The sequence below is a fragment of the Mesorhizobium sp. WSM3626 genome (assembly GCF_000513935.1).
Taxonomy (GTDB): Bacteria; Pseudomonadota; Alphaproteobacteria; order Rhizobiales; family Rhizobiaceae; genus Mesorhizobium; species Mesorhizobium salmacidum.
The window spans coordinates 20492-44650 of sequence record NZ_AZUY01000023.1 but is presented as its reverse complement, the minus strand read 5'-3'; the positions used below and the strand labels follow the sequence as shown (position 1 = coordinate 44650).

Below are 24159 nucleotides of genomic sequence, written 5' to 3'. Positions count from 1 at the left end.
ATCATAGCGCCAGATCATCGTGGCGCAAGAGATAGCCCAGGCCACGCAAAGTGGTGATCTGGACCCGCGAGCCTTCAAGCTTCTTGCGCACACGGTGCACATAGATCTCGATGGCGCTCGGATCGGCGTCGGTCTCGAAGTCATAGATCGCCGCGGACAAGGCGGCCTTGCTCACGGTGCGTCCCGCCTTGATCATCAACTGCTCGAGCACGGCATGTTCGCGCGGCGTCAATGCCAGCGTCTCGCCGCCGAGCGAAAACAGCCTGGTGTTGGTGTCGAAGACGAGGTCGCCGCAGGCAACGACCGGTGCCGTCCGGTCATTGGCGCGGCGCAGTTGGACGCGGATGCGTGCTTCGAGCTCCTCGATCTGGAAGGGCTTCGGCAGATAGTCGTCGGCGCCTTCGTTGAGGCCTTTGACCCGGCCATCGAGGCTGGCATTGGCAGTCAGTACGATCACCGGCACCCGGTTGCCGCGTGTTCGCAGCATACGCAGCACTTCCAGTCCACCCATGCGAGGCAGCGCAAGATCGAGAATGACAAGCGCGTGGTTGCCGGCGGCGAGCGCATGCTCGACATCCTCGCCGTCATGGACGATGTCGACGACATAATTCGCCTGGCGCAAGGTCTTGCCTAGCCAGTCCGCCAGTTCGCGATTGTCCTCCACAAGCAGCAATCGCATGTCTATTGCCGTTCCAGCATCCGCCCACTTTCGGTCTCAACGGCCGCCTCGGGCTCGATTGGCGGGCCCATTCGGCAATCGGACCCGAAATGATCGATAGTCTCGATCGCAACGCAAGGCAAATGCGGCTTGGCTGCGGTCGGGATCCGATTTTTGCAGGCTCAGACACCCCGTTTTGAAGATTAAATCGAACCGAACGGTTCGGTTCTGGTTGACGGATTGTATCGCGAACGGTGAACAATGTCCTCCGATCTGCTCTGGAATGCGCCCGAGATGGAAACGCTAACCATCTGAAAACATGTGATAAATCAGACTAAGAATGCTGCGGTGCAATATGCATTGTCCATAACGTAATGAAATACTGCAAAACCGATGCGACTAGAAATCCCAAAGGGCCTTTCCCATCTGGAGGTGGTCCGAGCGACGCGAAATCCTCCCAAGGGCACGCCACTAGACGGACAGAACAAAGAAATTCTGGAGTAAATAAAATGACCAAGATCGCTCTTACCGCCGCCGCCATCCTCGTTGCCACGGGCACTGCTTTTGCCGGCAGCGACAATTATGGCTCGGCCAACGCCAACCAGCCTGCCGCCACTGTCGACCATTCGGTCACCGCTTCGACCTCGAAGTCGACGGCAGCGTCGGTCCAGGCTCCCCAGGGCGCTGACCGCAACCTCTTCGGCCGCTAATCGCGACTGCCAATCCATCCACCTTTGAATTCAGGAGTACTTGAAATGACCAAGATCGCACTCACCGCCGCCGCCATCCTCGTTGCCGCGGGCGCCGCTTTTGCCGGCAGCGACAACTACGGCTCCAACAACGCCAACCAGCCGGTTGCCAGCCAGTCGACCTCCAATGTCGACACCTTCCGCACCGGTTCGATCCTGAAGGCGGACAAGGCGCAGGCTGACGTCAATGCCAAGGTGCCTGCTCAGTCGGGCCAAGGCATCTGGGGCCGCTGATCCCTTCAAGCAGCGCGTGACGACAAAGAGCGGTGGGCCTGGCCCGCCGCTCTTGTTTTTGGATGAGCCCTGGGCATTGGCCGTATCAGCCGATCTTCGCAGTCGGCAAAAAACATTTCACGGTCAGGAATAAAACCAGGCTGCTTCTGGTCTTGTCCTCAGCGGAACCGTCCTCCCAAGACGCCGCCCAACGGATGAACCTGGAGATTGAAATGAACAGACTTGCTCTCGCTGCCGCCGCTATGCTCGTCGCAACCGGAGGTGCACTCGCCGGCAGCGACCATTATGGCTCGGACAATGCCAACCAGCCGGTTGCCCCGGTCGCCGGCGTGGACCACGCCGCCACCGGCGCCGTCGACAACAACTCGAATATGACCAAGCACAAGGCTGCCGACACCAAGGTCAAGCCCGGCATCGACTGGCCGGAGCCCGGCCAGGGTATATGGGGCAACTGATGTCAGGGGTGCGGCAGGTCTGATCTGCCGCACCCGTCTAGCTCAGATCCTTCGGCCGCAGACAGTGCGTCAGCCGGGCGGCCGACAGGCCAGACCAATCGTGTTCAAAGACGACGCGCGCGAGGGCTGCTGTCGGAAACTTTTGCTCGAGCCTCTTGCGCGCCTTCGCCTCCGATCCCGGTCCGGCAAGCTGTTTTGCCAGATCCTCCAGGCCTGGATTGTGGCCGAGAACCAGCAGGCAGCCGCTCGACGGGTCTGCTTTGCGTACCTGGCTCAGAATATCCGCCGCTGAAGCATCGTAAAGCGCCTCGGCAAACGCGATCCGAGGCTGCGCGGGCAGTTCCGCCGCCACCAGCCGCCACGTATCGCGGGTGCGCAGCGCCGGTGACACCAATGCAAGGTCCGGCAGCCAGTCGCGCGCGGCAAGCTCGCGACCGATCAATCGGGCTGCCTTCAACCCACGTTCCGTGAGCGGCCGGTCGAAATCATCGAGATCAGGATCATCCCAGCTCGATTTGGCATGGCGTAGGAGGAGCAGCTGTTTCATCGCCGTGTCCTCGGCTTAAGGCGTGATCCGCGCCAGATGCTCGAGATCGGCTTCCTCGCGCAGCGGGTCGGGTGCCATTACCACCGAGGTGCCGTTGTCGGCATCGTCGGCGAAGTGGGCGAGCACGGCGCGGCCCGCCTCCATGCGCGCCTTGCCTTCGGCCACCAGTCCAAGCGCCAGCGGATAGAGCCGATGCTCGGCCTTCAGCACCCGGGCAGCCAGCGTATCGGTATTATCGCCGACCATCACCGGCACCGCAGCCTGGGCGATGATGGGGCCGTCATCCATCTCGGGCGTCACGAAATGCACCGTGCAGCCATGAATGCGAATGCCGGCGGCCAGCGCGCGGGCATGGGTATCGAGCCCTTTGAAGGCCGGCAGCAGGGCAGGGTGGATGTTGATCATGCGGCCCTGCCATTTCTGGACAAAGCCGGGGGTCAGGATGCGCATATAGCCCGCCAGCGCCACGATGTCGGCATTGAAGGCCGCGAGTGCCGCGTCGATCGCCGCGTCATGCGCCTGCTTGCTGCCGTGGTCGGCGCGGGAAATGACCTGTGTGGCGATGCCGCGTGCCCTGGCGATGACGAGGCCGGCGGCGTCCGCCTTATCGGAGATGACGCCTGCGATCTCGGCCGGGAAGGACGGGTCGCTGGCCGCCGCGATCAGCGCGGTCATGTTGGAGCCGCGCCCCGAAATCAGGACGACTGTGCGTTTCCTCCGCGAGCTCATAGGCCGATCGAGCCCCGATAGATGACGCCGGCGTCGCGGCGCGGCACGATGCGGCCGATCGGCGTCACCGTCTCGCCGGCTTCCTGCAGGACGGCCGCAACCTGCGCCGCCTGACCCGAAGCGACAGCCAAAATCATGCCGATGCCGCAGTTGAAGGTGCGCATCATCTCTTCCGGCGCCACTCCGCCGGTCTTGGCCAGCCAGGAGAACACCGGCGGCACGTCGATGGCTTCGAGGTCGAGCTCGGCCGAGAAATCCTTGGGCAGCACGCGCGGGATGTTTTCCGGGAAGCCGCCGCCGGTGATGTGCGCCAGCGCCTTGATGCCGTGCGTGTTGCGGATCGCCTTGAGGAGCGATTTCACGTAGATGCGGGTCGGCTCGAGCAGCGCCTCGGCCAACGTCGCTTCGTCGTTGAACGGCGCCGGATCGCTCCACGCCAGGCCGCTCGCGGCAACGATGCGGCGCACCAGGGAAAACCCGTTGGAATGGAGGCCGGAGGAAGCAAGGCCGAGCAGCACGTCGCCTTCGACGATGTCGTCGGTGGGCAGAAGCTGCCCGCGCTCGGCCGCGCCCACCGCAAAGCCGGCAAGGTCATAGTCCTTGCCGTGATACATGCCGGGCATTTCGGCGGTCTCGCCCCCGATCAGCGCGCAGCCGGCCTGGCGGCAACCCTGCGCGATGCCGCCGACGATCGCGGCACCCTGTTCGGGATCGAGTTTGCCGGTGGCGAAATAGTCGAGGAAGAACAGCGGCTCCGCGCCCTGCACGACGATGTCGTTGACGCACATGGCGACGAGGTCGATGCCGATCGTGTCGTGCTTGCCGGCATCGATGGCGATCTTGAGCTTGGTGCCGACGCCGTCATTGGCGGCGACCAGCACCGGATCGGTGAAACCGGCGGCCTTGAGATCGAACAGCCCGCCGAAGCCGCCGATCTCGCCATCCGCGCCTGGCCTGCGCGTCGCGCGCACCAGCGGCTTGATCTTCTCCACCATGAGATTGCCGGCATCGATGTCGACGCCGGCCTCGGCATAGGTGAGCCCGTTTCTGCGCTTGGCCGTTTTGTTCTGGCCCGTTTTATGCTGGCCGGTTTCGCGCTTGCTCATCGCAATGTTCCTGCTCGTTTGCGGGCTCTTCGCATGAACGGTTTCGGTCCGCAAGGATAACGGCCGAACCGGGCGCCGTTTGGTTGACAAAAGCGTGGATAGCCGGGGCATCGCGCACTGCGTCTGCCGCTGGCCCGTCCTGCTTCTCCCTTGCCTCGGCCCTCCATCTCCCTCATCTATCTCGAGGCATAATACGGCGGGACAATGCGTTGACCATCCCCAACCTGATCACCATCCTGCGCTTTGTGCTGGTGCCTGCCGTGGTGCTGGCCATGTTGCAGGCACGTTGGGAATGGGCTTTTGCCGGCTTCGTCGTTGCCGGCGTTTCCGACGGTGTCGACGGTTTCATCGCGCGCCGCTTCAACCAGCAGTCCAGGTTCGGCGCCTATCTCGATCCGATCGCCGACAAGATGCTTTTGGTTTCGGTGTTCGTCGTCATGGGCTTCATCGGGCAATTGCCGCTGTGGCTGGTCGTCACCATGGTGTCGCGCGACGCGCTGATCGTGTGCGCGGTCCTGTTGTCCACGGTGATCGGCCATCCCGTCGAGATAAAGCCGTTTCTGGTGTCGAAGGCCAATACCGCCATACAGATCGCGCTGGCGGCGGTTGTGCTGGGCGAACTCGCCTTTGCCGGGCACCTCGACCCTCTGCGGCCCACCCTCATATTGCTGTCCGGGGTCTTGACCGTGGCTTCGGCCGCGGCCTATCTCGTGGCTTGGCTGAGGCATATGAGCGGCTATGGCGAAGGCGGTAAATCAGGCTGACAAGCCCATCGACGGCAAGGCTGCCCGCAAGCCGGCCGCCCGCAAAGCGGTGGCGCTGGGCAAGACCGTGGACGACCAGACGGTCGTCGTCGTGCCGGCCGGCGAGACGGCGGCGGAGGCCGAAGCGTCGGCCACGTTCCGCCGCCAGATCTTCTTCTGGCTGGCGGGTGCCACGATCCTGGCGCTTTTTCTTTATGTCTTCAGCGCCATCCTGCTGCCCTTCGTCGCCGGCATGGTGCTTGCCTATTTCCTTGATCCGGTCGCCGACCGGTTGCAACGGCTCGGCCTCAGCCGCTTCATGGCGACGGTGGTCATCCTCATCACCTTCCTCATCGTGCTGGTGCTGGCCTTCGTCATCCTCATTCCGGTGCTGGCGACGCAGATGGCCGATTTCGCCGGCAAGCTGCCGGAGTACCTGACGCGGCTGCAGAGCCTGATCACCTCCTTTGATCCGAAGTGGCTGGAACAGAAATTCGGCGTCAACGCCAATGGCCTGCGCGACGGGTTGAACTCGCTGCTGACCTCCGGTTTCGGCCTGCTCACCACGGTCTTCACTTCGATCTGGAGTTCGGGCGTGGCGCTGGTCTCGGTGGTCAGTCTGTTCGTGGTGACGCCCGTGGTTGCCTTCTACATGCTGCTCGACTGGGATCGCATGGTGGCGGTTATCGACAGCTGGGTGCCGCGCGACAACGTGGCGACGGTCCGCGCCATCGCGCGCGACATCAACACCGCCACCGCCGGCTTCGTGCGTGGCCAGGGCACGCTCTGCCTGGTGCTGGCCGCCATGTATGCCACCGGCCTGACGCTGACGGGGCTGAACTTCGCCATCCTCATCGGCCTGTTCGCCGGGCTGATCTCCTTCATCCCCTATGTCGGCTCATTGACCGGGCTGGTGCTGGCCGTCGGCGTTGCCTTCGTCCAGTTCTGGCCGGACTGGACGATGATCGTCGCCGTTGCCGTGGTCTTCTTCATCGGCCAGTTCGTCGAAGGCAACATCCTGCAGCCCAGGCTGGTTGGCAAAAGTGTCGGCTTGCATCCGGTGTGGCTCATGTTCGCGTTGTTCGCCTTCGGCGCGCTGTTCGGTTTTGTCGGCCTGTTGATTGCTGTTCCTGCGTCCGCGGCGGTTGCCGTTCTGGTGCGGTTTGCCATCGCCCGCTATCTGGAATCGCCGCTCTACAAAGGCCACGCGACAGCACCCGCGCCGCCGTTGCCGGCCGATCGCGGTGGCGGCCATCGCACGCAACCGCGTCGTTGACGTGACTGCCCAGCGAACCGATCCGCCGCGCCAACTGCCGCTCGATCTCGGCCACGGCACCGGTTACTCGCGCGACGAGCTGGTCGTCTCCGGCACCAACAACCAGGCGGCCGCATTGGTCGACCGCTGGCCGGATTGGCCAGCACCAGTGGTGGTGCTGGCAGGCCCCGCTGGTTCGGGCAAAACGCATCTGGCCTCGATCTGGCGTGCTCGCGCCAACGCGGTGGCCGTCGACGCAAGGCGCATGGGTGACAGCATCGCCAATCTCGGTGCGCGGCCGGCGCTGATCGACGATGTCGATATCGGCGCGGTCGATGAGCAAGGCCTGTTCCATTTGATCAACGCCGTGCGCGGTGCTGGCTCGACACTGCTTCTGACGGCGCGGCGCTTTCCGTCGGCCTGGGGCGTCAAGCTGCCCGATCTTGCCTCGCGGCTGAAGGCGGCGGCGACCGTCGAGATCCACGAGCCTGACGATCTCTTGCTCGCCGGCGTCATTACCAAGCTGTTCGCCGACCGGCAGGTCGAGGTCGAGCCGCATGTCGTGCAGTATCTGGTGCGGCGCATCGAGCGTTCGCTGGCAACCGCGATGCGTGTGGTGGAGCGCCTGGATCGCACCGCGCTGGAGCGCAAGATGCCGATCACAAGGGCACTGGCCGCCGAGACCGTGAGCGCCATGGACGAGGGGCAGGGTGAGTTCGAGATTTGATGGCTTCAGGGCTCCAGCGATTCTCCGTCTCCACCTCGGTCCCATTTTGGCACACAAGATTGGCACCGGTCTTGCAGCATGAGGTTGCCGGCTAACCCCGGTCCTGATTGCGTTCCAAATCAGGTTGTAGGCTCGCCGGGATGAGGCGGTTGGGGTTCTCGCCCGGCGAGCTTGCCTTTAAGAATGTATCGAGCGGGTGCTGCCGCAGCGGACATTCACCCAACAACACTGACCAGTCGCATCGTCGAAACATGTCGGAGCCGATTTTTCGAAAACCGATATCGAGGGTGTGCTCTGAACGTGGCACCGTCAGCCGGTGAGCTTGCAGCCAATCACAGCCATAGTCTGACGAAATGCCGGACCACCACATAAACGGCGGAATGCGCGGCGATGTAACAGGCCGCGACCAGCACGAAGATCCCGATGCTGGCGGGCCAGGAATGGGAGGCAGCTGTGCCCGGGGCCAGCCTGGCCTGTCTGCGGCTCTCGCGATTGTTCCACATCGCCAGGGCCGCGCAGGCGATCGCCCACGTCACCATGAACGGAACCGTCACGCCCGCATAGGCAAAATAGGCCGGCCCGAACAGCGAGACCCAAGCATCGATCCCAAGCACCGCAAATCCCCCGTTTGCCGCAGCTTAAGCCGGCAATGGCGAGGGAAGCGAGCCTGAAAGGGTGAAACGCGAATAAGGGCAAAACCCCTTCGGTGCCATCGGTATCGCATTTTAGAGAGAAATGGTCGGAGTGGAGAGATTCGAACTCCCGACCCTCTGGTCCCAAACCAGATGCGCTACCAGGCTGCGCTACACTCCGAACGGTCTGTTGCCTATTCATTTCGGTGTTACATGGCAAGTGCAAAAACCTTGCCGCCGGTGCCAATGCGCAGTAATGACGGCCTACGGGCGGCGATGCTGCCTCGCACAACAAAGAGGTGGCCATGTCCGCGCGCATTTTCAGCCCAGCCAAAACCGCGATGCAGTCCGGCAAGGCCAAGACCGGCCATTGGGTGCTGGAATTCGATCCCGAGATGCGCAAGAAGATCGACCCGCTGATGGGCTACACCACCTCGGGAGACATGAGAAGCCAGATCAGGCTCACCTTCGACACGCGCGAAGAAGCGGTTGCCTACGCCGAAAAGGAAGGGCTTGCCTTCCGCGTCGAGGAGCCGAAAGAGACCAAGCGCCGCCAGATTTCCTATGCGGAGAATTTCCGCTATGACCGCAGGACGCCCTGGACGCATTAACCGGCGGCCAGCGCCAAGTATTTCAGCCGGCCCATTGGCCGGCCAACGGTCCCGTAGCTCAGCTGGATAGAGCACCGGCCTTCTAAGCCGATGGTCACAGGTTCGAATCCTGTCGGGATCGCCATTTTTTCAATGGCTTACGCCGCATAACTTCACGCGGCCGCTTGACCTTCACCCTTGCCTGTCGGTGCTGCCACGCCGTGTGATGGAAGCTGGAACAGAAGTTCCGGGCCAGCCGGGCTCTGGAATTATTTCGTGATCTGGCCGTGTTGGAACCTTGGCCAAAACTGCGCGTTCGGGGGCTTGTATTCGTGGAGCCTCATAAAGGGCAATGTGCGGGCAAGCGAATGGGTGGGGCAAAACAAGCATGGGTTGGGGGAGGAGAAACCAGGTTATGTCGAAACGTGAGATTGGAACGTCCCCTGCCTTGGGGCGGCGTATCGCCGACCTCAGGGCCCGAATGCAGAATGCCGAAATTTCCGGCCATGAGATGAAAATCTTTCACAAGGTCGCGGCCATCATGGGAGCTGGCGGCGATTCCTTGCAGCTGGATGCCGACGACCTGATCGCGGCATCCTTCGTCGCCGAGGCGGTTGGGCCGGCGTCCACCCGCTGACTTCGGAATTGCTCCCGCTCCGAAATGCGGAGAGTAAATTTGCTTCCACAACCGGGACACGGCCGCTATTGGGCGATCGTGCCCCGCTCCCGGCCATCTGATCTCGTCTCCCCGTCATCCGATGTCGAATTGAAAGGAAAGTCTTATCATTTTGTTTGCGTTGGCACGTCATAGTAGGGACGGCTAACGGAGTGGAAGGGATGAAGCTGGACCTGTCGCCGACCAGCTGGGGCAGGGTGATCGCCGTCACCGGCGCCGGCACGGCATTCTTTATCGCCGTGGCGTTTTTCGTCGATTCGTTCAATTTCCCCTATCTTTCGCCCGAATCTGTCTGGCGCGCGAAGCTGACCGACCTACTGCTGCCCTTGGTGCTGGGTGGCTCGTTTCTGTTTTTCCTGATGTGGAAGATCCGCCAGCTGGCGATAGCCCAGCGCGACCTCAGCGTCATCGCCGCGACGGACAGCCTGACGGCGGTGCTGAACCGCGGCGCCTTCTCGATGCTGGTCGAGGCCTATCTCGAGCAGACCCGCAAGCAGGAAGAGACCCGTTCCGGCGCGCTGCTGATCATCGATGCCGACCATTTCAAGTCGATCAACGACCGTCTCGGCCATGATTGCGGCGACCAGGCGCTCAAACTGATCGCGCAGGCGATCAAGGGCCAGCTGCGCGGCGGCGATATCGTCGGCCGGATCGGCGGCGAGGAGTTCGGCGTATTCCTTCCCGGTGTCGACCCCTCGCAATCCTGGCTGGTTGCCGAAGGCATCCGCCGACGGATACGCGAAATGGACTTTTCCCCAGGCGGCCGCTCCTGCCCGCTTTCCGTCAGCATCGGCGGCACCAGCTTCAGCGGGCCGACCACCTACGAGGCAATATTCTCCGCCGCCGACAGACGGCTTTATGCCGCCAAGTCGAACGGGCGCGATCAGGTCAGCTTCGATCCGGCGGAAGCCTCCCTGGTGTCTCTGCCCAGCATCGCTACCGTCCACTGACGGCGACCTCGCAGCGAGCTCGCACCGGCCGCTTCCTTGACGCTTGCTTGTCTGTGTGCTTCCTCCGGGCAAGCAATGTAGGAAGTATCGCCGGAAATAGTCCTGCCTCTTAAGTCCCTCGATCGTGCGGTTCACGGGTACGGCACGCCCCTTGGGGGCAGGCAATGAATGGCGAAACGCGCCGGGATAGAACCCAGTAAGCACCGCGATCATGATCCATTTATTCAACGGCTTTCAGAACCCGTTTGGCGGCAGTGAGCGCGAAACCCTGGAGTTGTATCGGCTGTTGAGCGCCGGCTCGCAGGTGCGCCTCTGGGCAACCTCGTCGCGCGTATCCGAAGACCTGATGCGGGAATTTCCGATACGCCGCGTCTCACCGGCAACACGCAATGTGCCGGATGGTGGCACCTATGTCTTTCTTGGCGCGCATTGGCGCAACAAGATGTGGCCTTATCTGGTCCCGCGGCCGCACCGGCTGATCTATGTCTTCAACACCTTTCATCCCAAGATCATCGCTCTGACGACACGCAGGCCGCGCCTGCTGGGTTGGCCCGCTGCCGAACTGGTGTTGATCTCCGACTTTCAGAGGCGCATGCTGGAGGTCGAAGGCGTCGTCCATGCCTCGCCGATCGATATCGAGCGCTTCTCGCCACTGCCGGCAAGGCCAAGCGGTCCGTTCAGGGTAGGGCGGCTGAGCCGCGACACGGCGGACAAGCACCACGCCGACGATGTTGCGCTCTATGAGGCATTGCTTGGCGATGGCATTGCGGTGCGGATTCAGGGCGGCATGCCACTCAAGGGCAGGCTTGCGCCGCATCCGCAACTCGAACTCCTGCCGCAGGGTGAAGTTGCCGCCGAACAGTTTCTGCCGACGCTCGACGTCTTTTATTATCGCACCGGCTCCCATGTGGAGACGTTCGGCCGCGTGGTGTTCGAGGCGATGGCCTGCGGTTTGCCCGTGGTCTGCCATGCGAATGGCGGCTACGCCGACCACATCAGGCATGGCGAAAACGGCTTCCTGTTTGAAACGACGCAACAGGCGGCGCGGATCTTGGCGGATCTCAAAGCCGACCCGGGCCTGCGGGCGACGGTCGGCCGCAAGGCGCGGCAGACAGTCGAGCAGCTGTTTTCACCGCAGGCGTTGCAACAGCGGCTGGATTTCTACCGACGCTAGCGGCACCCGCGCCATCGGCCTTCAGATATTCTCCGCCAATAGTCCACGTAGCCGTTTGGCATCAATCCCGACATCGCGCTAAAGCTGGGATCACGTGAATCGCGGGCGGCCGGCATCGGTGCGCGGACAGATCGAGCAGGGCTTCTACCGATGACATTGACAGGCGCCGCGGCACTGCTGATCCTGGTCCTCACCTATGCCGGAGTGGCCATCGGCCGAATACCTGGCCTGCGGCTTGACCGGGCAGGCATTGCGCTGCTTGGCGGCGCGGCGATGATCGCCATCGGCGCGCTCAGCATGGAAGACGCCTATCGCGCCATCAATTTCGACACCATCACGCTTCTGCTCGGCATGATGATCGTGGTGGCGCATCTGAAGGTATCGGGCGCCTTTCGCGGTCTCGGCGCAATCGCCATCGAGCACGCGCATGCGCCGTTCATGCTCCTGGTGATGGTGACGCTCCTGACCGGCGTGCTGTCGGCCTTCCTGGTCAACGACGCCATCTGCCTGGTCATGGCGCCGATCGTCGTCCACGTCACCCGCGTCATCAACCGCAACCCCATCCCCTATCTGATCGCCACCGCCACCGCTTCGAACTGCGGCAGCGTCGCCACCATCACCGGCAATCCGCAGAACATGGTCATCGGCGCGCTATCTGGCATTTCCTATCCGGCCTTTTCGGCGGCGCTCGCGCCGGTGGCCTTGTTTGGCCTTGTCGCCGTTATCGTCATTGTGCGCATCGTCTATCGCGCCGAATTCACCCGCAACGGCGAACTGACCCCACACATCTCGCGCGGCCGCATGCATCGCGGTCAGGTGCTCAAGGCGGTGGTCGTCTGCATCGGATTGGCGATCGCCTTCTTCGCCGGTGTTCCCGTAGCCAAGGCGGCGCTCATTGGCGGGGCCATTCTGCTGCTCACCCGCGCCATCAAGCCATCGCGCATCTACCGCGAGATCGACGGACCGCTGCTGTTCATGTTCGCGGGTCTGTTCGTGGTGGTTGCGGGCGCGGAAAAGACGCTGCTGACATCAGACATGATCGCCTCGGCCAAGAACATCGGGCTCGACGATGTCTGGAGGCTGTCGGGTTTCACCGCGGTGTTGTCCAACATCATGAGCAATGTTCCGGCCGTGCTGGCGCTCAGGCCATTTATCCCCGGCCTGGAGAACCCCGAGCGCGCCTGGCTGGTGGTGGCCATGAGTTCGACGCTGGCCGGCAACTTCACCTTGCTCGGCTCGGTCGCCAACCTGATCGTCGCCGAACAATCCAAATCGGCAGGCACACCGTTGTCTTTCGGTGCCTTCTTCAAGGTCGGGCTGCCGCTGACGCTGATCACGCTCGCGTTCGGCACTGCATGGCTGGCTATGATGTCCTGACCGGTCCTGCGGCTGGACCGGTTCAGGGCGCCACATCGAGATGGCCCTTCATGTTCGGATGGAAGCGGCAGAAATAATCCACCGCGCCCGCTGTCTTGAGGGTCACTTGTCCCTTGGATTTCGGCGGGATCATCACGTCCCAGCCACCCTTCACGGTAGCCGTGTGGGCGACCACGTCCTTGTTCACCCATTCGATCGTGTCGCCGACTTTGGCCTGGAGGCTTGCCGGCGAATAGACGAGCCTGTCGATCGTCACCTGGATGGTTGCGGCCGTCGCCGGCGCCGCCGCAAAGGTCAGCGCCAGCATTGCCAGCCACGCCAGTTGATCCAAGGCGCCCGCTTTCATTTCAGCATGCCGGCGACGTGTTCGGCATGCTGCTCGTGGCCCTGGAAGATCTTGAGGCCGGTCTCGAGCAGGCTCTTCAGCTCGGCATTGCTGGCCGAGGGAATGAGCAGGGTTTCGAGCGCGCCATCGACCTGCTTGTGATAAGCGACCTCGTTTTCGATATAGGCCTTGTCGAAGGCCGCGCCTTTCAGCTTGGCGAGCTTGGCGCGTTCCTCTTTCGCTGCCTTCGTCAGCGCCTGGCTGGTGGCGTTGTCCTCGGGCTTCACCTTGAGCTTCTTGACGAGGTCAAGCGCCTGCTTGTTCACCGCTTCGTGGTCGCGCTCCATGTCCTTGGCGAAATCGACGACCTCCTTGTTCTTCGATGTCTTGATCGCCTGCTTGGCAGCCTCGATGTCGAGGACGCCTGCCGTATAGGCGATATGGGCGATCTGCGGGTCGGTCGGCTTGTCGGCGGCTTGCGAGACCGGGGCGGCGCCGACGAGAAGCAGGGCGGCAAGGGCAACGGTATATCGGGTGAACATGGTATCCTCCTTGGCCCGGCCGCGAAGAGGTGCCGGGCTCAAATCTTTCAGTTGACGCTCATTGGATGCGGGGCGGAGAGAAACGTTCCCGGAAATCAGGACCGCATCATTCGAAACCCAGCCGTTCCATCACCGCCCGGGTCAGTCGCTCGCAGCGCCGCCCGGCGAACGGGAAGGCATCGAGCAGCACAGGGCCGATTTCATCGTCCAGCGCCTTGCGTAGCAGGACACGGGCCCGGTGCAGTCTCGTCTTGACGGTCTCCGGCCGCACGCCAAGCAAATCGGCGGTTTCTTCCATGCTCAGGCCCTCGATGACGCGGGCGACGAAGACCATGCGGTAAATGTCGGGCAAGTTGTCGGTCGCTCGTTCGACAAGTGCGAGAATCTGCCGCTGCGCCATCGCGCGCTCCGGATCGTCGTTGGAATTGAGGGGAAACCGGATGATTTGCGCTTCCGGATTGTCAGGCATATCCACTGTGCGACGCTTCTTGCGCAGGCGGCCAAGCGCTTCGTTGATGACGATGCGCGACAGCCAGGTGGCGAGCGTGGATTCGCCGCGAAATGCCGCCAGGCTGGCGAAGGCGCTGACATAGGCCTCCTGGACAACATCCTCGGCTTCGGCGTCGTTGCGCAGAATGCCGCGCGCGATGCGGTAGAGCCTCTGGTTGTGTATTTTCATGATGGCGCGAAAAGCATTCGGCTCGCGCGCCTGCGCCTTGTGGACGAGCAGCATGTCGCCGGAAAGGCTTTCGGCAACCATGGGTGCCGTGGCGGGCGTTGCGAGCTTGCTCATCGCGACCGGATCTCCCCGAACAGGCGCCCCTTCGAACAGGCGCCTTCTTCGAACATGCGCTTGACTGCACGTTGGATGCGCCTGCCGGCAAAAGGTTCCCGGATCAGCGGGATCCGGGGCCCACTATTCTAGGCCGCCGCCAATCCTTTGTCTGCTGTCTGCACGCGTGCGGCGGCCGCCAGCAGGTCGGTCTGCGTGATCAGGCCGAGAATGCGCCGCTCGCCGTCGACGATCACCACGGCATGGCTGCGGCCGTCGGTCAGCGCCGGAAGCAGGCTCATCGCCGGCGTCTCGGGCGAGGCGGTGCCGGCTTTTGCCATCACGCTCTTCACCGTGTCGACGGCTTTCGTCAGCTCGCGTAGGCCGACGGCGCCAACCAGCCTTGCTTCGGCATCGACCACCGGCAAGGTGCGGATATTGTGATCGAGCAGTTGCCGGCGTGCCTCGTCGGCGGTGGCCTGTTCGGGCACCGAAACCACGTCGCGCGACATGATGTCCTTGCACAGCAGCGTCCGGTGCGACCGCACCATGGCCTGCAATTCGACCTGTCGCAGCAGCCGTTCGAGGTCGTCGCGGTCGATATCGAAGGTCTCGTCGAGCGCCGTCAGCGCCGCGTCGATGTCCTCGGACCGGAAACCGGCGCGCTGCTGAGCCGGGGGATCGGCGGTACCGTGGCTGTTGGCGGCCGGTGCCACGACATGCGGGTAGTTGCGCCGCGCCAGCTTGTGGAAAAGGTAACCCAGCGCCACCAGGATGGTCGAATTCAGGGCCACCGGCACGAACGGGAACAGGAAGCCCGCGCTGATGACGGCCGGCCCACCGAGCACCGCCGTCAGCGCGGCGGCGCCGCCTGGCGGATGCAGGCAGCGCGTGAACGACATCGCGGCGATGGCCAATGCCACCGCGAGGCCCGAGGCCATCACCGGATCATGGATGAAATGCGCGACGGTCACGCCGACCAGCGCCGATATGGAGTTGCCGCCGATGATCGACCAGGGCTGCGCCAACGGGCTCGCGGGCACAGCGAACAGAAGCACGGCGGATGCGCCCATCGGCGCCACCAGCAGGGCCACATGCGGGCCGCCGCCCATCGCCAGCCCGCTGATCACGCCGGTCAGAGCGATGCCGATCGTGGCGCCGATGCACGCCAGGATGCGTTCACGCAGCGTCGCGCCGGCGAGGATGGGGACAAAAAGACGAAAGGCCATTGAGAAACTTTGCGAGGAATGGATCTGTCGAGGATGCGTGCGGCGCGCAATGCGGCCGAATTCGCCGATTTGAAAGTCAAACAAATCCGTAAAGTCACGGCGCAGGAGAATAATATTGCGCGCCGGCTTTCGCCGGAGTGCTGGCTGCGGCTCCCGCTTTGTCATCAGCGTCAAGGGCTTGCGGCCCTTTGCCGAGTCTGTTTGACGTCAGCCCGTGCGTGCCGCCGCCGTAAGTCCGCGCAGGATGTCGGCTTTCAAGTCGTCGACATCCTCGAGGCCGATCTGCAGGCGGATCAACGGACCTTCGTATGGGCCTTTCGCAACGACGCGGTCGCCAAGCCAGACAGGCACAGCGAGGCTCTCATAGCCGCCCCAGGAGTAGCCGAGGCCGAAGATCTGCAGCGCGTCCAGGAAAGCGTGCTGCTCCTTCTGGCCGCCGCCGGCAAGCACGATGGAAAAGATGCCGCTCGAACCGCAGAAGTCGCGTTTCCATAGGGCGTGATCCGGATGGCTGGGAAGGGCAGGGTGGAGCACGCGCGCCACGCCCTTCTGGCCTTCGAGCCACGACGCGATGGCGAGTGCGCTGCGCTGATGATGCTCGAGCCGCACGCCCATTGTGCGCAGGCCGCGCAGCACCTGATAGACATCGTCGGGGCCCGCACAGCAGCCAAGCGTGCAAAAGCTCTCGTAGAGCTGCTTCCAACAGGCCTCAGTGGCCGAGACCGTGCCGAGCAGCACGTCCGAATGTCCGGCCGGATATTTCGTCGCCGCGTGGATCGAGATGTCGACGCCATGGTCGAGCGGCCGGAAATAGAGCGGCGTCGCCCAGGTGTTGTCCATCATCACGATGGCGCCAGCCGCATGCGCCGCCTTGGCGATTGCCGGGATATCCTGCACCTCGAACGTATTGGAGGCCGGCGATTCGGTGAACACCACTTTGGTGTTCGGCTTGATCAAAGCCGCGATGCCGGCGCCGACATTGGGAGCATAATACTCGACCTCGACGCCCAACCGCTTCAGCATCGTGTCGGCGAAGTTTCTCGTGGGGTGATAGACGGAATCGACGATCAGCAGATGGTCGCCCGCCGATACGAAGGCGAGCAGCGGAATGGTTACCGCTGCGAGGCCCGATGGCACCACGATGGTGCCGGCGGATCCCTCCAGCGCATCGATCGCCAGTGCAAGGGCATCGGTCGTCGGTGTGCCGCGCGTGCCGTAGGTGTATTTCTGGTTGCGAGCGGCCATCGCGGCGGCATTGGGGTACAGCACGGTCGAGGCATGCACCACCGGCGGATTGACGAAGCCGAAATAGTCGTGCGGGTTGTTGCCCGAATGGGCAAGCCGTGTGTTGATGCCCACCTTGCCGGAACCCTGCTCGCTGCCGTCTTTCGCCATTCTTGGTCGCCTTGTTTGACAAGGCGCTAGCCATAGTGCGGCGTCGTAGGCCGTGCAACAGCCCACTGTCCGCCAGGAATGGACTTCGAATATGCCAATTCCCGGGTCCGGAGAAGGTGGTTCCGACTGGGCAATTGATCCCGCGGGTCCCCGGTGCATTGATGGTTGCGGTCGGCGCCTTTCTCATCTTTCCGGCGCTTTGAGAGTGCGCGCCAACTTTGTCCACAAGCAATATTGACCGGCAATCATGGGGTATCGTCGGCCGAAGGCTATTACGCAACGTCAATGCATTTCGTGCTGAGGGCAGTAACGCTAAGGTATAGCCCGGAACGGATTTTACAGCACCGGGTCACATCCGCGTCAAATGAGCTTTGCCGAGTAAATTTGCGCTTCTGACTAAATCGCGGGCGCATCTGTCTGCAATTCAGGCATTTCAGGCAATCGATTTTCAAACCCGTTGCAATTCGGTCATTTTCCTTGACCTCACGGGAATTATCGCCTTCGATGCTGTTCGTGAATGGGAGGCGGTGCGTCGGTTTGCGATGCGGGGTTTCGGGAATGGGCCGGGATGGGAGCTGCGTTCACAAGGGAAAAAAGATCAGGGTTTTGCCTGAAAAAACAGAAAAGGGTCTGTGGGTTATGAAACACATTGCTATCGGCATTCTTGGCGTCGCCACGCTCGGACTGATGGCGTCGGCCGCGTCGGCAGGCACGCTCGACACCGTCAAGGCGAAGGGCTTCATCCAGTGCGGCGTCTCGACCGGTCTGGCCGGCTTCTCCGCGCCGGACGACAAGGGCGACTGGCAAGGCATCGACGCCGATTTCTGCCGCGCGGTTGCCGCCGCCGTCTTCGGTGACGGCACCAAGGTCAAGTTCACGCCGCTCAGCGCCAAGGAGCGCTTTACCGCGCTGCAGTCCGGCGAGGTCGACATCCTGTCGCGCAACACCACCTGGACGATCAACCGCGACACCGCGCTCGGCCTGAATTTCATCGGCACGACCTACTATGACGGCCAGGGCTTCATGATCAACGCCAAGAAGCTGCCGGGCGTCAATTCGGCGCTGCAGCTTTCGGGCGCCGCCGTCTGTGTGCAGAGCGGCACGACCACCGAGCTCAACCTCGCCGACTATTTCAAGGCGAACAAGATGGAGTACAATCCGGTCGTCTTCGAGAAGCTGGAAGAGGTCAACGCCGCCTATGATGCCGGCCGCTGCGACGTCTACACCACCGACCAGTCGGGCCTTTACGGCATTCGCTTGACGCTCGGCTCGCCTGCCGATCACGTCGTGCTGCCCGAGATCATCTCGAAAGAGCCGCTCGGACCTGCCGTTCGCCAGGGCGACGACCAGTGGTATCACATCGTCAAGTGGACCTATTTCGCTCTGCTCGATGCCGAGGAACTCGGCATCACCAAGGCCAATGTCGACGAGATGAAGAACTCCGCCAGCCCGGAGATCAAGCGTGTGCTCGGCCAGGAAGCCGATACCAAGATCGGCACCGATCTCGGCGTCTCCAACGACTGGGTCGTCAACATCGTCAAGGCTGTCGGCAATTACGGCGAAATGTTCGACCGCAATGTCGGCTCGGGCAGCCCGCTCAAGATCGCCCGCGGCATCAATGCGCTGTGGACCAAGGGTGGCCTGCAATACGCGCCGCCGATCCGCTGATCGAAATGTGATCCGGAAGGCAGGCACCTGCCTTCCGGTTTCTCTTTCACAGGGGACGTGACATGGCATCGCAGGAAATCCTACGCGAGGAGCCGAGCCGCGGCTCCTTCGTCAATGATCCGAGAATACGCAGTCTCTTCTTCCAGACGCTGGTCGTCGTCTTGTTGTTCGGCTCCATCTGGTGGATCGTGCAGAACGTCATCGACAATCTGCATCGCCTGCACATCGCCTCCGGCTTCGGCTTCCTCAAGGGGCGCGCCGGATTCGACATATCGGACACGCCGATCGCCTATACGTCGGACTCGACCTATGGCCGCGCCATCATCGTCGGCCTGATCAACACCATCATCGTTGCCGCCGCCGGCATCATCACCGCCACCATCATCGGCTTCGTCATCGGCATCGGCCGCCTGTCGCAGAATTGGCTGATCCAGAAGATCTGCACGGTCTATGTCGAGATTTTCCGCAACATCCCGCCGCTGCTGGTCATCTTCTTCTGGTATTCCGGCGTGCTCGCCGTACTGCCGCCGCCGCGCGACTCCTATCATCTGCCTTTCGGCTCCTTCCTCAACCAGCGCGGCTTCTATTTTCCCCGCCCAGTCTGGGGCGACGGCTCCTGGCTGATCCTGGTCGCCCTTGTGGTGGGCATCGCCATGTCCTGGTTCGTCGCCCGGAAGGCGCGTCAGCGGCAGATGGCGACAGGCCAGCAATTTCCGGTGTTCTGGACGTCCGCCGCGCTGATCGTCGGCCTGCCGCTGCTCGCTTATGTGCTGAGCGGCTTTCCGCTGAGCTTTGATTTGCCGAAACAGTCAACCTTCAACCTGACCGGCGGCTTCCAGGTCAAGCCGGAATTCCTGTCGCTCTATCTGGCGCTGTCCTGCTACACGGCGGCCTTCATCGCCGAAATCGTGCGCGCCGGCATCAGGGGCGTCAGCAAGGGCCAGACCGAGGCGGCGGCGGCACTTGGCCTGCGATCCGGGTCGATCTTGCGGCTGGTCGTGGTGCCGCAGGCCATGCGCATCGTGATCCCACCGCTGACCAGCCAGTATCTCAACCTGACCAAGAACTCCTCGCTGGCGATCGCCATCGGTTATCCCGACCTGACGGCGACAGCCGGCACGGTTCTGAACCAAACCGGGCAGGCGGTCGAAGGCGTGCTGATCATGATGATCGCCTATCTCATACTCAGCCTTGTGACCTCGGCTGTCATGAACGTGGTCAACGCCAGAATGGCGCTGGTGGAGAGGTAGAGCCATGCAGGAACATGACATGTCCTGGGTGCGTACCGAGATGGCGCTCGCGCAGCCCGCGCCGGCGAGCGTCAGCGGCCCCATCGCCTGGGTGCGCAGGAACCTGATCGGTTCGGCCGGCGACACCATCCTCACCATCCTCGGCATCGTCATCGTCGCCTGGATTCTGCCGCAGGTCATCAATTGGGCGTTCATCAACGCACAGTGGACCGGGCCGGACCGCACGGTCTGCGCGACCGTTGCGCAAGGCGGCATTCAGCCCGACGGCTGGAGCGGAGCCTGCTGGGCTTTCGTTAACGCCAAGTTCGGCCAGTTCATGTTCGGCACCTATCCGGTCGAGGAGCGCTGGCGGCCGATCCTGGTCGCCATCCTGTTCGTGGCCCTGCTGGTGCCGATGCTGATGCCGCGTGTGCCGCGCAAGGGGCTGAACGCCATCCTGCTCTTCCTGGTGCTGCCGATCGTTTCCTTCTTCCTTCTGGTCGGCGGCATATTCGGCCTGCCGCATGTCGAAACCTCGCGCTGGGGCGGGCTGCTCATCACGCTGAGCCTGTCCTTCGTTGGCATCGCCGTGTCGTTGCCGCTGGGGACCGTGCTGGCGCTCGGGCGGCGCTCGAAGATGCCGATCGTCAAGATGCTGTGCGTTATCTTCATCGAAGCCGTGCGCGGCATACCGTTGATCACCGTTCTGTTTTTCGTCAGCGTCATGCTGCCGCTGTTCCTGCCGGCCGGCGTCACTTTCGACAAGTATCTGAGGGCGCTGATCGGTGTGTCGCTGTTTGCGGCGGCCTATATGGCCGAAGTGGTGCGCGGCGGCCTGCAGGCGATCCCCAAGGGCCAGTATGAAGGCGCCGATTCGCTCGGCCTCGGCTACTGGCAGAAGATGGGGTTGATCGTGTTGCCGCAGGCGCTGAAGCTGGTCATCCCCGGCATCGTCAATACCTTCATCGGCATGTTCAAGGACACCAGCCTGGTCCTCATCATCTCGATGTTCGACCTGCTCGGCATCGTCAAGCAGAACTTCTCGGATGCCAATTGGGCAACGGCGCAGACCGCGAAATCCGGCCTGGTCTTCGCGGCCTTCGTCTTCTGGCTGTTCTGCTTCGGCATGTCGCGCTATTCAATGTACACGGAACGCCGGCTCGACACCGGCTACAAACGCTAAACAAAAGAACAAGGGGACCCCAGCCATGGCCACCGAAAACGCCGTCAGCGCGGAAGAGATCAAGGTCAACGCCGCCAAGATGCAGATTTCCACCACCGATGTCGCCATCGACATCATCGCCATGCACAAATGGTATGGCGAGTTCCATGTGCTGAAGGACATCAATCTGAAGGTGATGCGCGGCGAGCGCATCGTCATCTGCGGACCGTCCGGGTCTGGCAAATCGACCATGATCCGCTGCATCAACCGTCTGGAAGAGCACCAGAAGGGCAAGATCATCGTCGACGGCAAGGAACTGACCAACGATCTGAAGAAGATCGACGAGGTGCGCCGCGAGGTCGGCATGGTGTTCCAGCACTTCAACCTGTTCCCGCATCTGACCATCCTGGAGAACTGCACGCTGGCGCCGATCTGGGTGCGCAAGACACCGAAGAAGCAGGCCGAGGAAATCGCCATGCATTTCCTCAAGCGGGTCAAAATTCCCGAGCAGGCCAACAAATATCCGGGCCAGCTTTCCGGCGGCCAGCAGCAGCGCGTGGCGATCGCCCGCTCGCTGTGCATGAACCCGCGCATCATGCTGTTTGACGAGCCGACCTCGGCACTCGACCCCGAAATGATCAAGGAAGTGCTGGAGACCATGGTTGGCCTCGCCGAGGAAGGCATGACCATGCTCTGCGTCACCCACGAGATGGGCTTTGCGCGGAAGGTCGCCAACCGGGTGATCTTCATGGATCAGGGCCAGATCGTCGAGCAGAACACGCCGGCCGAGTTCTTCGACCATCCGCGCCACGAACGCACGAAACTGTTCCTGTCGCAGATCCTGCACTGAGCGGACTGACGCCGATTCGAAAAAGCCCGGTCGCGCCATTGCCGGGCTTTTTCGCGTCTGGCTCGTCAGGTAACGATCTTCTCCATTGAGCCGCGAACGGAATCGCGAAGTCGCACCGATGAGAAAGCTCCTGCGTTTCCTGGCCATGCTGGTTGCAGCAGCGGTGCTCGCCGTGGCGCTCGGCACGCTGGTGCCGCGGCCGCTCTGGCCGGCGGCCGCTGCGGGTGAGGGCACGCGGCGCATATTGGTGCTGAAGAACGCGATCCACACCGACATCGCCATTCCGGTGGATGACGAGATGCGCCGGCGCTTCCGTTTCCTGACCGATGCCGGCCTGCCTTCGGACGCACCTGAAGTGCGCTACATCGTCTTCGGCTGGGGTGGGCGGGCCTTTTACCTGGAAACGCCGACATGGTCGCAAGTGAAGGCGCTGCCCGTATTCAAAGCGCTGACGCTCGACGCTTCGGTGATGCATGTCGACGTCGCTGGCGATATCACCGAGGCGCACCCCGATGTCGCCGGCTTCGACGTGGACAAGGACCGTTTCGCCGCATTGCTCGACTTCATCGAAGCGAGTTTTCAGCAGGGACCGAGCGGCCCGATGGTCATCGACAATGCCGCCTACTCCAATTTCGACCGTTTTTATGAGGCCAATGGCCGTTTCAACGCGCTGATCGGCTGCAACACCTGGACGGCGGCGGCACTGCGCACCGCCGGCCTGCGCACCGGCTGGTGGAACCCGCTGCCGGCATCGCTTGGGTTGTCGATGCGGCTGTATAATTAGCTTTTGCCGCAGGCTCCTTTCAGCGACGGATGATCTGCTGCTGTTCCCACCCGTATAGCCAGTCCAAATCCGCCGCGAGCTTCTCTCCCGGCCGCGTCGCCAGGAGCAGATTGCGCGCCAGTGCCACCGGTCCCCTGGCGTGCCAGGCGAGGCGGTTGAGCGCGCCGCGTTTCAGCACCTTTTCGATGCGCGGTCGTCTCAGCTTCTCCCACATGGTGAGGCTTTGCGACAGGTCGCCGGGGAAGTCGGCAATGAAATCAGCAAGCATTGCGGCGTCCTCGATCGCCATGGCAGCACCTTGCGCCGCGAACGGGGTCATCGCATGTGCGGCGTCGCCGATCAGCGCGATGCCGGCTGGCATCGTCCAGGGCTGTTTCCGTTCGACTGTATGGAGTGGCCAGGTCAGCCATGGGCCAGCCAATTCCACCAGTCTTGCAAGGCCCGCGGCCGTGCCACGCATGGCGCTGGCGAGGATGCCGGGATCGGTGTGTCCGGACCAGCCCTCGGCAATGCGCTCGCCTTTGGTGAAAGCGACAAGGTTGAACGCGTCACCCTTGCTCACGGGATAGGCCACCAAATGAAAGCCGGGGTGCAGGAAGGTGGTGACGCAGTCGGGGGCGCCGATCGCGGCAAAGGCTCGCCCGGCTTCACTGTCCGCGCTCACCGCCGCGCGCCAGGCCAGTTCGCCGGAGAATTGGCTGTTCGCGAGGCCGGCTCCGCCGCCTGGGCCGGCAAGCCTCCGCACCGACGACCAGACGCCGTCGGCGCCAACCAAAAGGAAACCCGCCGCCTGGACGGGCTTGCCGTCCATCTCGGCGGTCACGGTGACGCCGTGCGTGCCGGCGGCGATGTTGCCGACGCGCGCGCCGGTGGTGAGCTGGATGCCGGGCATTTGCGCGACGCGCGCCATCAGGGCGTCTTGCAGATCCGCCCGGTGCGCCACGAGATAGGGCGCCCCCCAGCGTTCCTCGCCGGCGCCGCCAAGCGGCACGCGTGCCAGTTGGCGCAGGCTCGCGGCGTCCTTCAGCACCACGGCTTCCGGCTTGACGGCATTGACAAGAAGCGTGTCGAGGACGCCAAGCCGGCGCAGAATGCGCGTCGCGTTTGGAGAGAGCTGGATGCCGGCGCCCACCGCTTCGAGGCGCTTGGCCTGTTCGAACACCCTCACGGGGTAGCCGCGTTCGGCGAAGGCAATCGCCGCCGTCAGCCCGGCGATGCCAGCCCCGGCAATCACGACCTGCCGGGACCGCGTCTCGCTCATGATCGGGAGGTCAGGCGGCCTGGTCGATGTAGAGGCAGCCCGCCGGCAGCGTTTCCGTCGCCTTCAGCTTCGGCGAATAGCGGTAGAGGGTCGAGCAGTAGGGGCAGACTTTCTCATTGTCGTCGCCCATGTCCAGAAACACGTGCGGATGATCGAAAGGCGGGTTGGCGCCCGTGCACATGAATTCCTTGACCCCGATGTCGATTGCCGGATGGCCCGCATCGTTCTGGAAATGGGGAATGGAACCGCCTGCCATCGTCGTCTCCTCCTTAACGCAGTCTCTTCTGCATCTGGATCATATCAAACCTCTTTGCAAGTTCGATGAAATCAAACTGTCGCA

The 24159-nt window shown here is 62.9% G+C and carries 28 protein-coding genes and 2 tRNA genes; 17 read left to right on the top strand and 13 right to left on the bottom strand.

Annotated elements, in window-relative coordinates:
• Position 1 precedes the first annotated feature (1 nt).
• A complete protein-coding gene (locus tag M653_RS0117390; protein WP_027144493.1) occupies positions 2–679 on the bottom strand; it encodes a response regulator in 678 nt (225 codons plus the stop codon).
• 488 nt (positions 680–1167) lie between these two features.
• On the opposite strand from M653_RS0117390, the gene M653_RS0117385 reads away from it, so the two are divergent.
• The 3 genes from M653_RS0117385 to M653_RS0117375 all read left to right on the top strand — a co-directional run bounded on the left by M653_RS0117385 (position 1168) and on the right by M653_RS0117375 (position 2096).
• Positions 1168–1368 carry a DUF680 domain-containing protein gene (locus M653_RS0117385; RefSeq protein ID WP_015318441.1) on the top strand — a complete coding sequence of 67 codons (201 nt, stop codon included), beginning with the start codon at positions 1168–1170 and terminating at the stop codon, positions 1366–1368.
• A gap of 45 nt (positions 1369–1413) precedes the next feature.
• Positions 1414–1641 (top strand): DUF680 domain-containing protein, encoded by a 228-nt coding sequence (locus M653_RS0117380; protein WP_027144492.1) that lies wholly within the window; start codon positions 1414–1416, stop codon positions 1639–1641.
• Between the two features lie 212 nt (positions 1642–1853).
• Complete coding sequence (locus M653_RS0117375) at positions 1854–2096, top strand: DUF680 domain-containing protein (protein ID WP_027144491.1); 243 nt, start codon at positions 1854–1856, stop codon at positions 2094–2096.
• Positions 2097–2133: 37 nt separating this feature from the next.
• Here the strand turns inward: M653_RS0117375 and M653_RS0117370 are convergent, their stop codons facing one another.
• The 3 genes from M653_RS0117370 to purM are packed head-to-tail and all read right to left on the bottom strand — an operon-like array spanning position 2134 to position 4478.
• On the bottom strand, positions 2134–2643 hold the full coding sequence (locus M653_RS0117370; RefSeq protein ID WP_027144490.1) for a histidine phosphatase family protein: 510 nt from the start codon (positions 2641–2643) through the stop codon (positions 2134–2136).
• Between the two features lie 15 nt (positions 2644–2658).
• Positions 2659–3372 carry a phosphoribosylglycinamide formyltransferase gene (gene purN, locus M653_RS0117365; RefSeq protein WP_027144489.1) on the bottom strand — a complete coding sequence of 238 codons (714 nt, stop codon included), beginning with the start codon at positions 3370–3372 and terminating at the stop codon, positions 2659–2661.
• Entirely contained in the window at positions 3369–4478 is a 1110-nt protein-coding gene (gene purM, locus M653_RS0117360; protein WP_027144488.1) for a phosphoribosylformylglycinamidine cyclo-ligase, read from the bottom strand. The genes purN and purM overlap by 4 nt, the downstream gene beginning before the upstream one ends.
• Positions 4479–4687: 209 nt before the next feature.
• Here purM and M653_RS0117355 point away from each other — a divergent pair, with 209 nt between their 5' ends.
• The 3 genes from M653_RS0117355 to hdaA are packed head-to-tail and all read left to right on the top strand — an operon-like array spanning position 4688 to position 7203.
• Complete coding sequence (locus M653_RS0117355) at positions 4688–5242, top strand: CDP-alcohol phosphatidyltransferase family protein (protein WP_027144487.1); 555 nt, start codon at positions 4688–4690, stop codon at positions 5240–5242.
• A complete protein-coding gene (locus M653_RS0117350; protein WP_245262189.1) occupies positions 5217–6497 on the top strand; it encodes an AI-2E family transporter in 1281 nt (426 codons plus the stop codon). The genes M653_RS0117355 and M653_RS0117350 overlap by 26 nt, the downstream gene beginning before the upstream one ends.
• 1 nt (position 6498) lies before the next feature.
• Positions 6499–7203 carry a DnaA regulatory inactivator HdaA gene (hdaA, locus tag M653_RS0117345; RefSeq protein WP_027144485.1) on the top strand — a complete coding sequence of 235 codons (705 nt, stop codon included), beginning with the start codon at positions 6499–6501 and terminating at the stop codon, positions 7201–7203.
• A 332-nt stretch (positions 7204–7535) separates the two neighbouring features.
• On the opposite strand, the gene M653_RS0117340 is transcribed toward hdaA, so the two are convergent.
• Both M653_RS0117340 and M653_RS0117335 read right to left on the bottom strand, forming a co-directional pair.
• Positions 7536–7817 (bottom strand): hypothetical protein, encoded by a 282-nt coding sequence (locus tag M653_RS0117340; RefSeq protein WP_027144484.1) that lies wholly within the window; start codon positions 7815–7817, stop codon positions 7536–7538.
• Positions 7818–7939: 122 nt separating this feature from the next.
• A tRNA-Pro gene (locus tag M653_RS0117335) sits at positions 7940–8016 on the bottom strand.
• Positions 8017–8140: 124 nt separating this feature from the next.
• On the opposite strand from M653_RS0117335, the gene M653_RS0117330 reads away from it, so the two are divergent.
• The 6 genes from M653_RS0117330 (at position 8141) to M653_RS0117305 (ending at position 12602) form a co-directional block, all read left to right on the top strand.
• Positions 8141–8446, top strand: coding sequence for an ETC complex I subunit (locus M653_RS0117330; RefSeq protein ID WP_015318428.1), 306 nt, complete (start codon positions 8141–8143; stop codon positions 8444–8446).
• Positions 8447–8493: 47 nt separating this feature from the next.
• Positions 8494–8570: transfer RNA gene (locus tag M653_RS0117325), tRNA-Arg, on the top strand.
• A gap of 270 nt (positions 8571–8840) precedes the next feature.
• The gene (locus tag M653_RS0117320) at positions 8841–9062 is read left to right on the top strand and encodes a hypothetical protein (RefSeq protein ID WP_027144483.1); all 222 of its coding nucleotides are present in this window, start codon (positions 8841–8843) and stop codon (positions 9060–9062) included.
• Positions 9063–9262: 200 nt separating this feature from the next.
• On the top strand, positions 9263–10051 hold the full coding sequence (locus tag M653_RS0117315) for a GGDEF domain-containing protein (RefSeq protein ID WP_027144482.1): 789 nt from the start codon (positions 9263–9265) through the stop codon (positions 10049–10051).
• Between the two features lie 211 nt (positions 10052–10262).
• Complete coding sequence (locus M653_RS0117310; protein ID WP_027144481.1) at positions 10263–11225, top strand: glycosyltransferase family 4 protein; 963 nt, start codon at positions 10263–10265, stop codon at positions 11223–11225.
• 150 nt (positions 11226–11375) lie between these two features.
• On the top strand, positions 11376–12602 hold the full coding sequence (locus M653_RS0117305) for an anion transporter (RefSeq protein WP_027144480.1): 1227 nt from the start codon (positions 11376–11378) through the stop codon (positions 12600–12602).
• A 22-nt stretch (positions 12603–12624) separates the two neighbouring features.
• Here the strand turns inward: M653_RS0117305 and M653_RS0117300 are convergent, their stop codons facing one another.
• From M653_RS0117300 to M653_RS0117280, 5 genes are all read right to left on the bottom strand, one after another.
• A complete protein-coding gene (locus M653_RS0117300) occupies positions 12625–12948 on the bottom strand; it encodes a cupredoxin family copper-binding protein (RefSeq protein ID WP_027144479.1) in 324 nt (107 codons plus the stop codon).
• Positions 12945–13469 carry a DUF4142 domain-containing protein gene (locus tag M653_RS0117295; RefSeq protein WP_027144478.1) on the bottom strand — a complete coding sequence of 175 codons (525 nt, stop codon included), beginning with the start codon at positions 13467–13469 and terminating at the stop codon, positions 12945–12947. Before M653_RS0117295 ends, M653_RS0117300 begins: the two co-directional genes overlap by 4 nt.
• Positions 13470–13575: 106 nt before the next feature.
• Entirely contained in the window at positions 13576–14262 is a 687-nt protein-coding gene (locus M653_RS0117290; protein ID WP_027144477.1) for an RNA polymerase sigma factor, read from the bottom strand.
• Positions 14263–14390: 128 nt separating this feature from the next.
• Entirely contained in the window at positions 14391–15470 is a 1080-nt protein-coding gene (locus M653_RS0117285) for an HPP family protein (RefSeq protein WP_027144476.1), read from the bottom strand.
• Between the two features lie 207 nt (positions 15471–15677).
• A complete protein-coding gene (locus M653_RS0117280; RefSeq protein WP_027144475.1) occupies positions 15678–16865 on the bottom strand; it encodes a cystathionine beta-lyase in 1188 nt (395 codons plus the stop codon).
• A 639-nt stretch (positions 16866–17504) separates the two neighbouring features.
• Between M653_RS0117280 and M653_RS0117275 the strand changes: the two genes are divergently transcribed.
• The 5 genes from M653_RS0117275 (at position 17505) to M653_RS0117255 (ending at position 22558) form a co-directional block, all read left to right on the top strand.
• Entirely contained in the window at positions 17505–18533 is a 1029-nt protein-coding gene (locus M653_RS0117275; protein ID WP_027144474.1) for an amino acid ABC transporter substrate-binding protein, read from the top strand.
• Between the two features lie 62 nt (positions 18534–18595).
• Complete coding sequence (locus M653_RS0117270; RefSeq protein WP_027144473.1) at positions 18596–19783, top strand: amino acid ABC transporter permease; 1188 nt, start codon at positions 18596–18598, stop codon at positions 19781–19783.
• 4 nt (positions 19784–19787) lie between these two features.
• Positions 19788–20945 (top strand): amino acid ABC transporter permease, encoded by a 1158-nt coding sequence (locus M653_RS0117265; protein ID WP_027144472.1) that lies wholly within the window; start codon positions 19788–19790, stop codon positions 20943–20945.
• Positions 20946–20970: 25 nt separating this feature from the next.
• Positions 20971–21774: an amino acid ABC transporter ATP-binding protein gene (locus M653_RS0117260; protein WP_013532420.1), complete on the top strand. Its 804-nt coding sequence runs from the start codon at positions 20971–20973 to the stop codon at positions 21772–21774.
• Positions 21775–21892: 118 nt separating this feature from the next.
• Positions 21893–22558, top strand: a complete 666-nt coding sequence (locus tag M653_RS0117255) for a TIGR02117 family protein (RefSeq protein WP_027144470.1) — start codon at positions 21893–21895, stop codon at positions 22556–22558.
• Between the two features lie 19 nt (positions 22559–22577).
• Here M653_RS0117255 and M653_RS0117250 read toward each other — a convergent pair whose 3' ends face one another.
• Together M653_RS0117250 and M653_RS0117245 are read right to left on the bottom strand one after the other, a co-directional pair.
• Entirely contained in the window at positions 22578–23819 is a 1242-nt protein-coding gene (locus tag M653_RS0117250; protein ID WP_027144469.1) for an FAD-dependent monooxygenase, read from the bottom strand.
• A gap of 10 nt (positions 23820–23829) precedes the next feature.
• The gene (locus M653_RS0117245) at positions 23830–24075 is read right to left on the bottom strand and encodes a zinc-finger domain-containing protein (protein ID WP_015318409.1); all 246 of its coding nucleotides are present in this window, start codon (positions 24073–24075) and stop codon (positions 23830–23832) included.
• Positions 24076–24159: the final 84 nt, after the last annotated feature.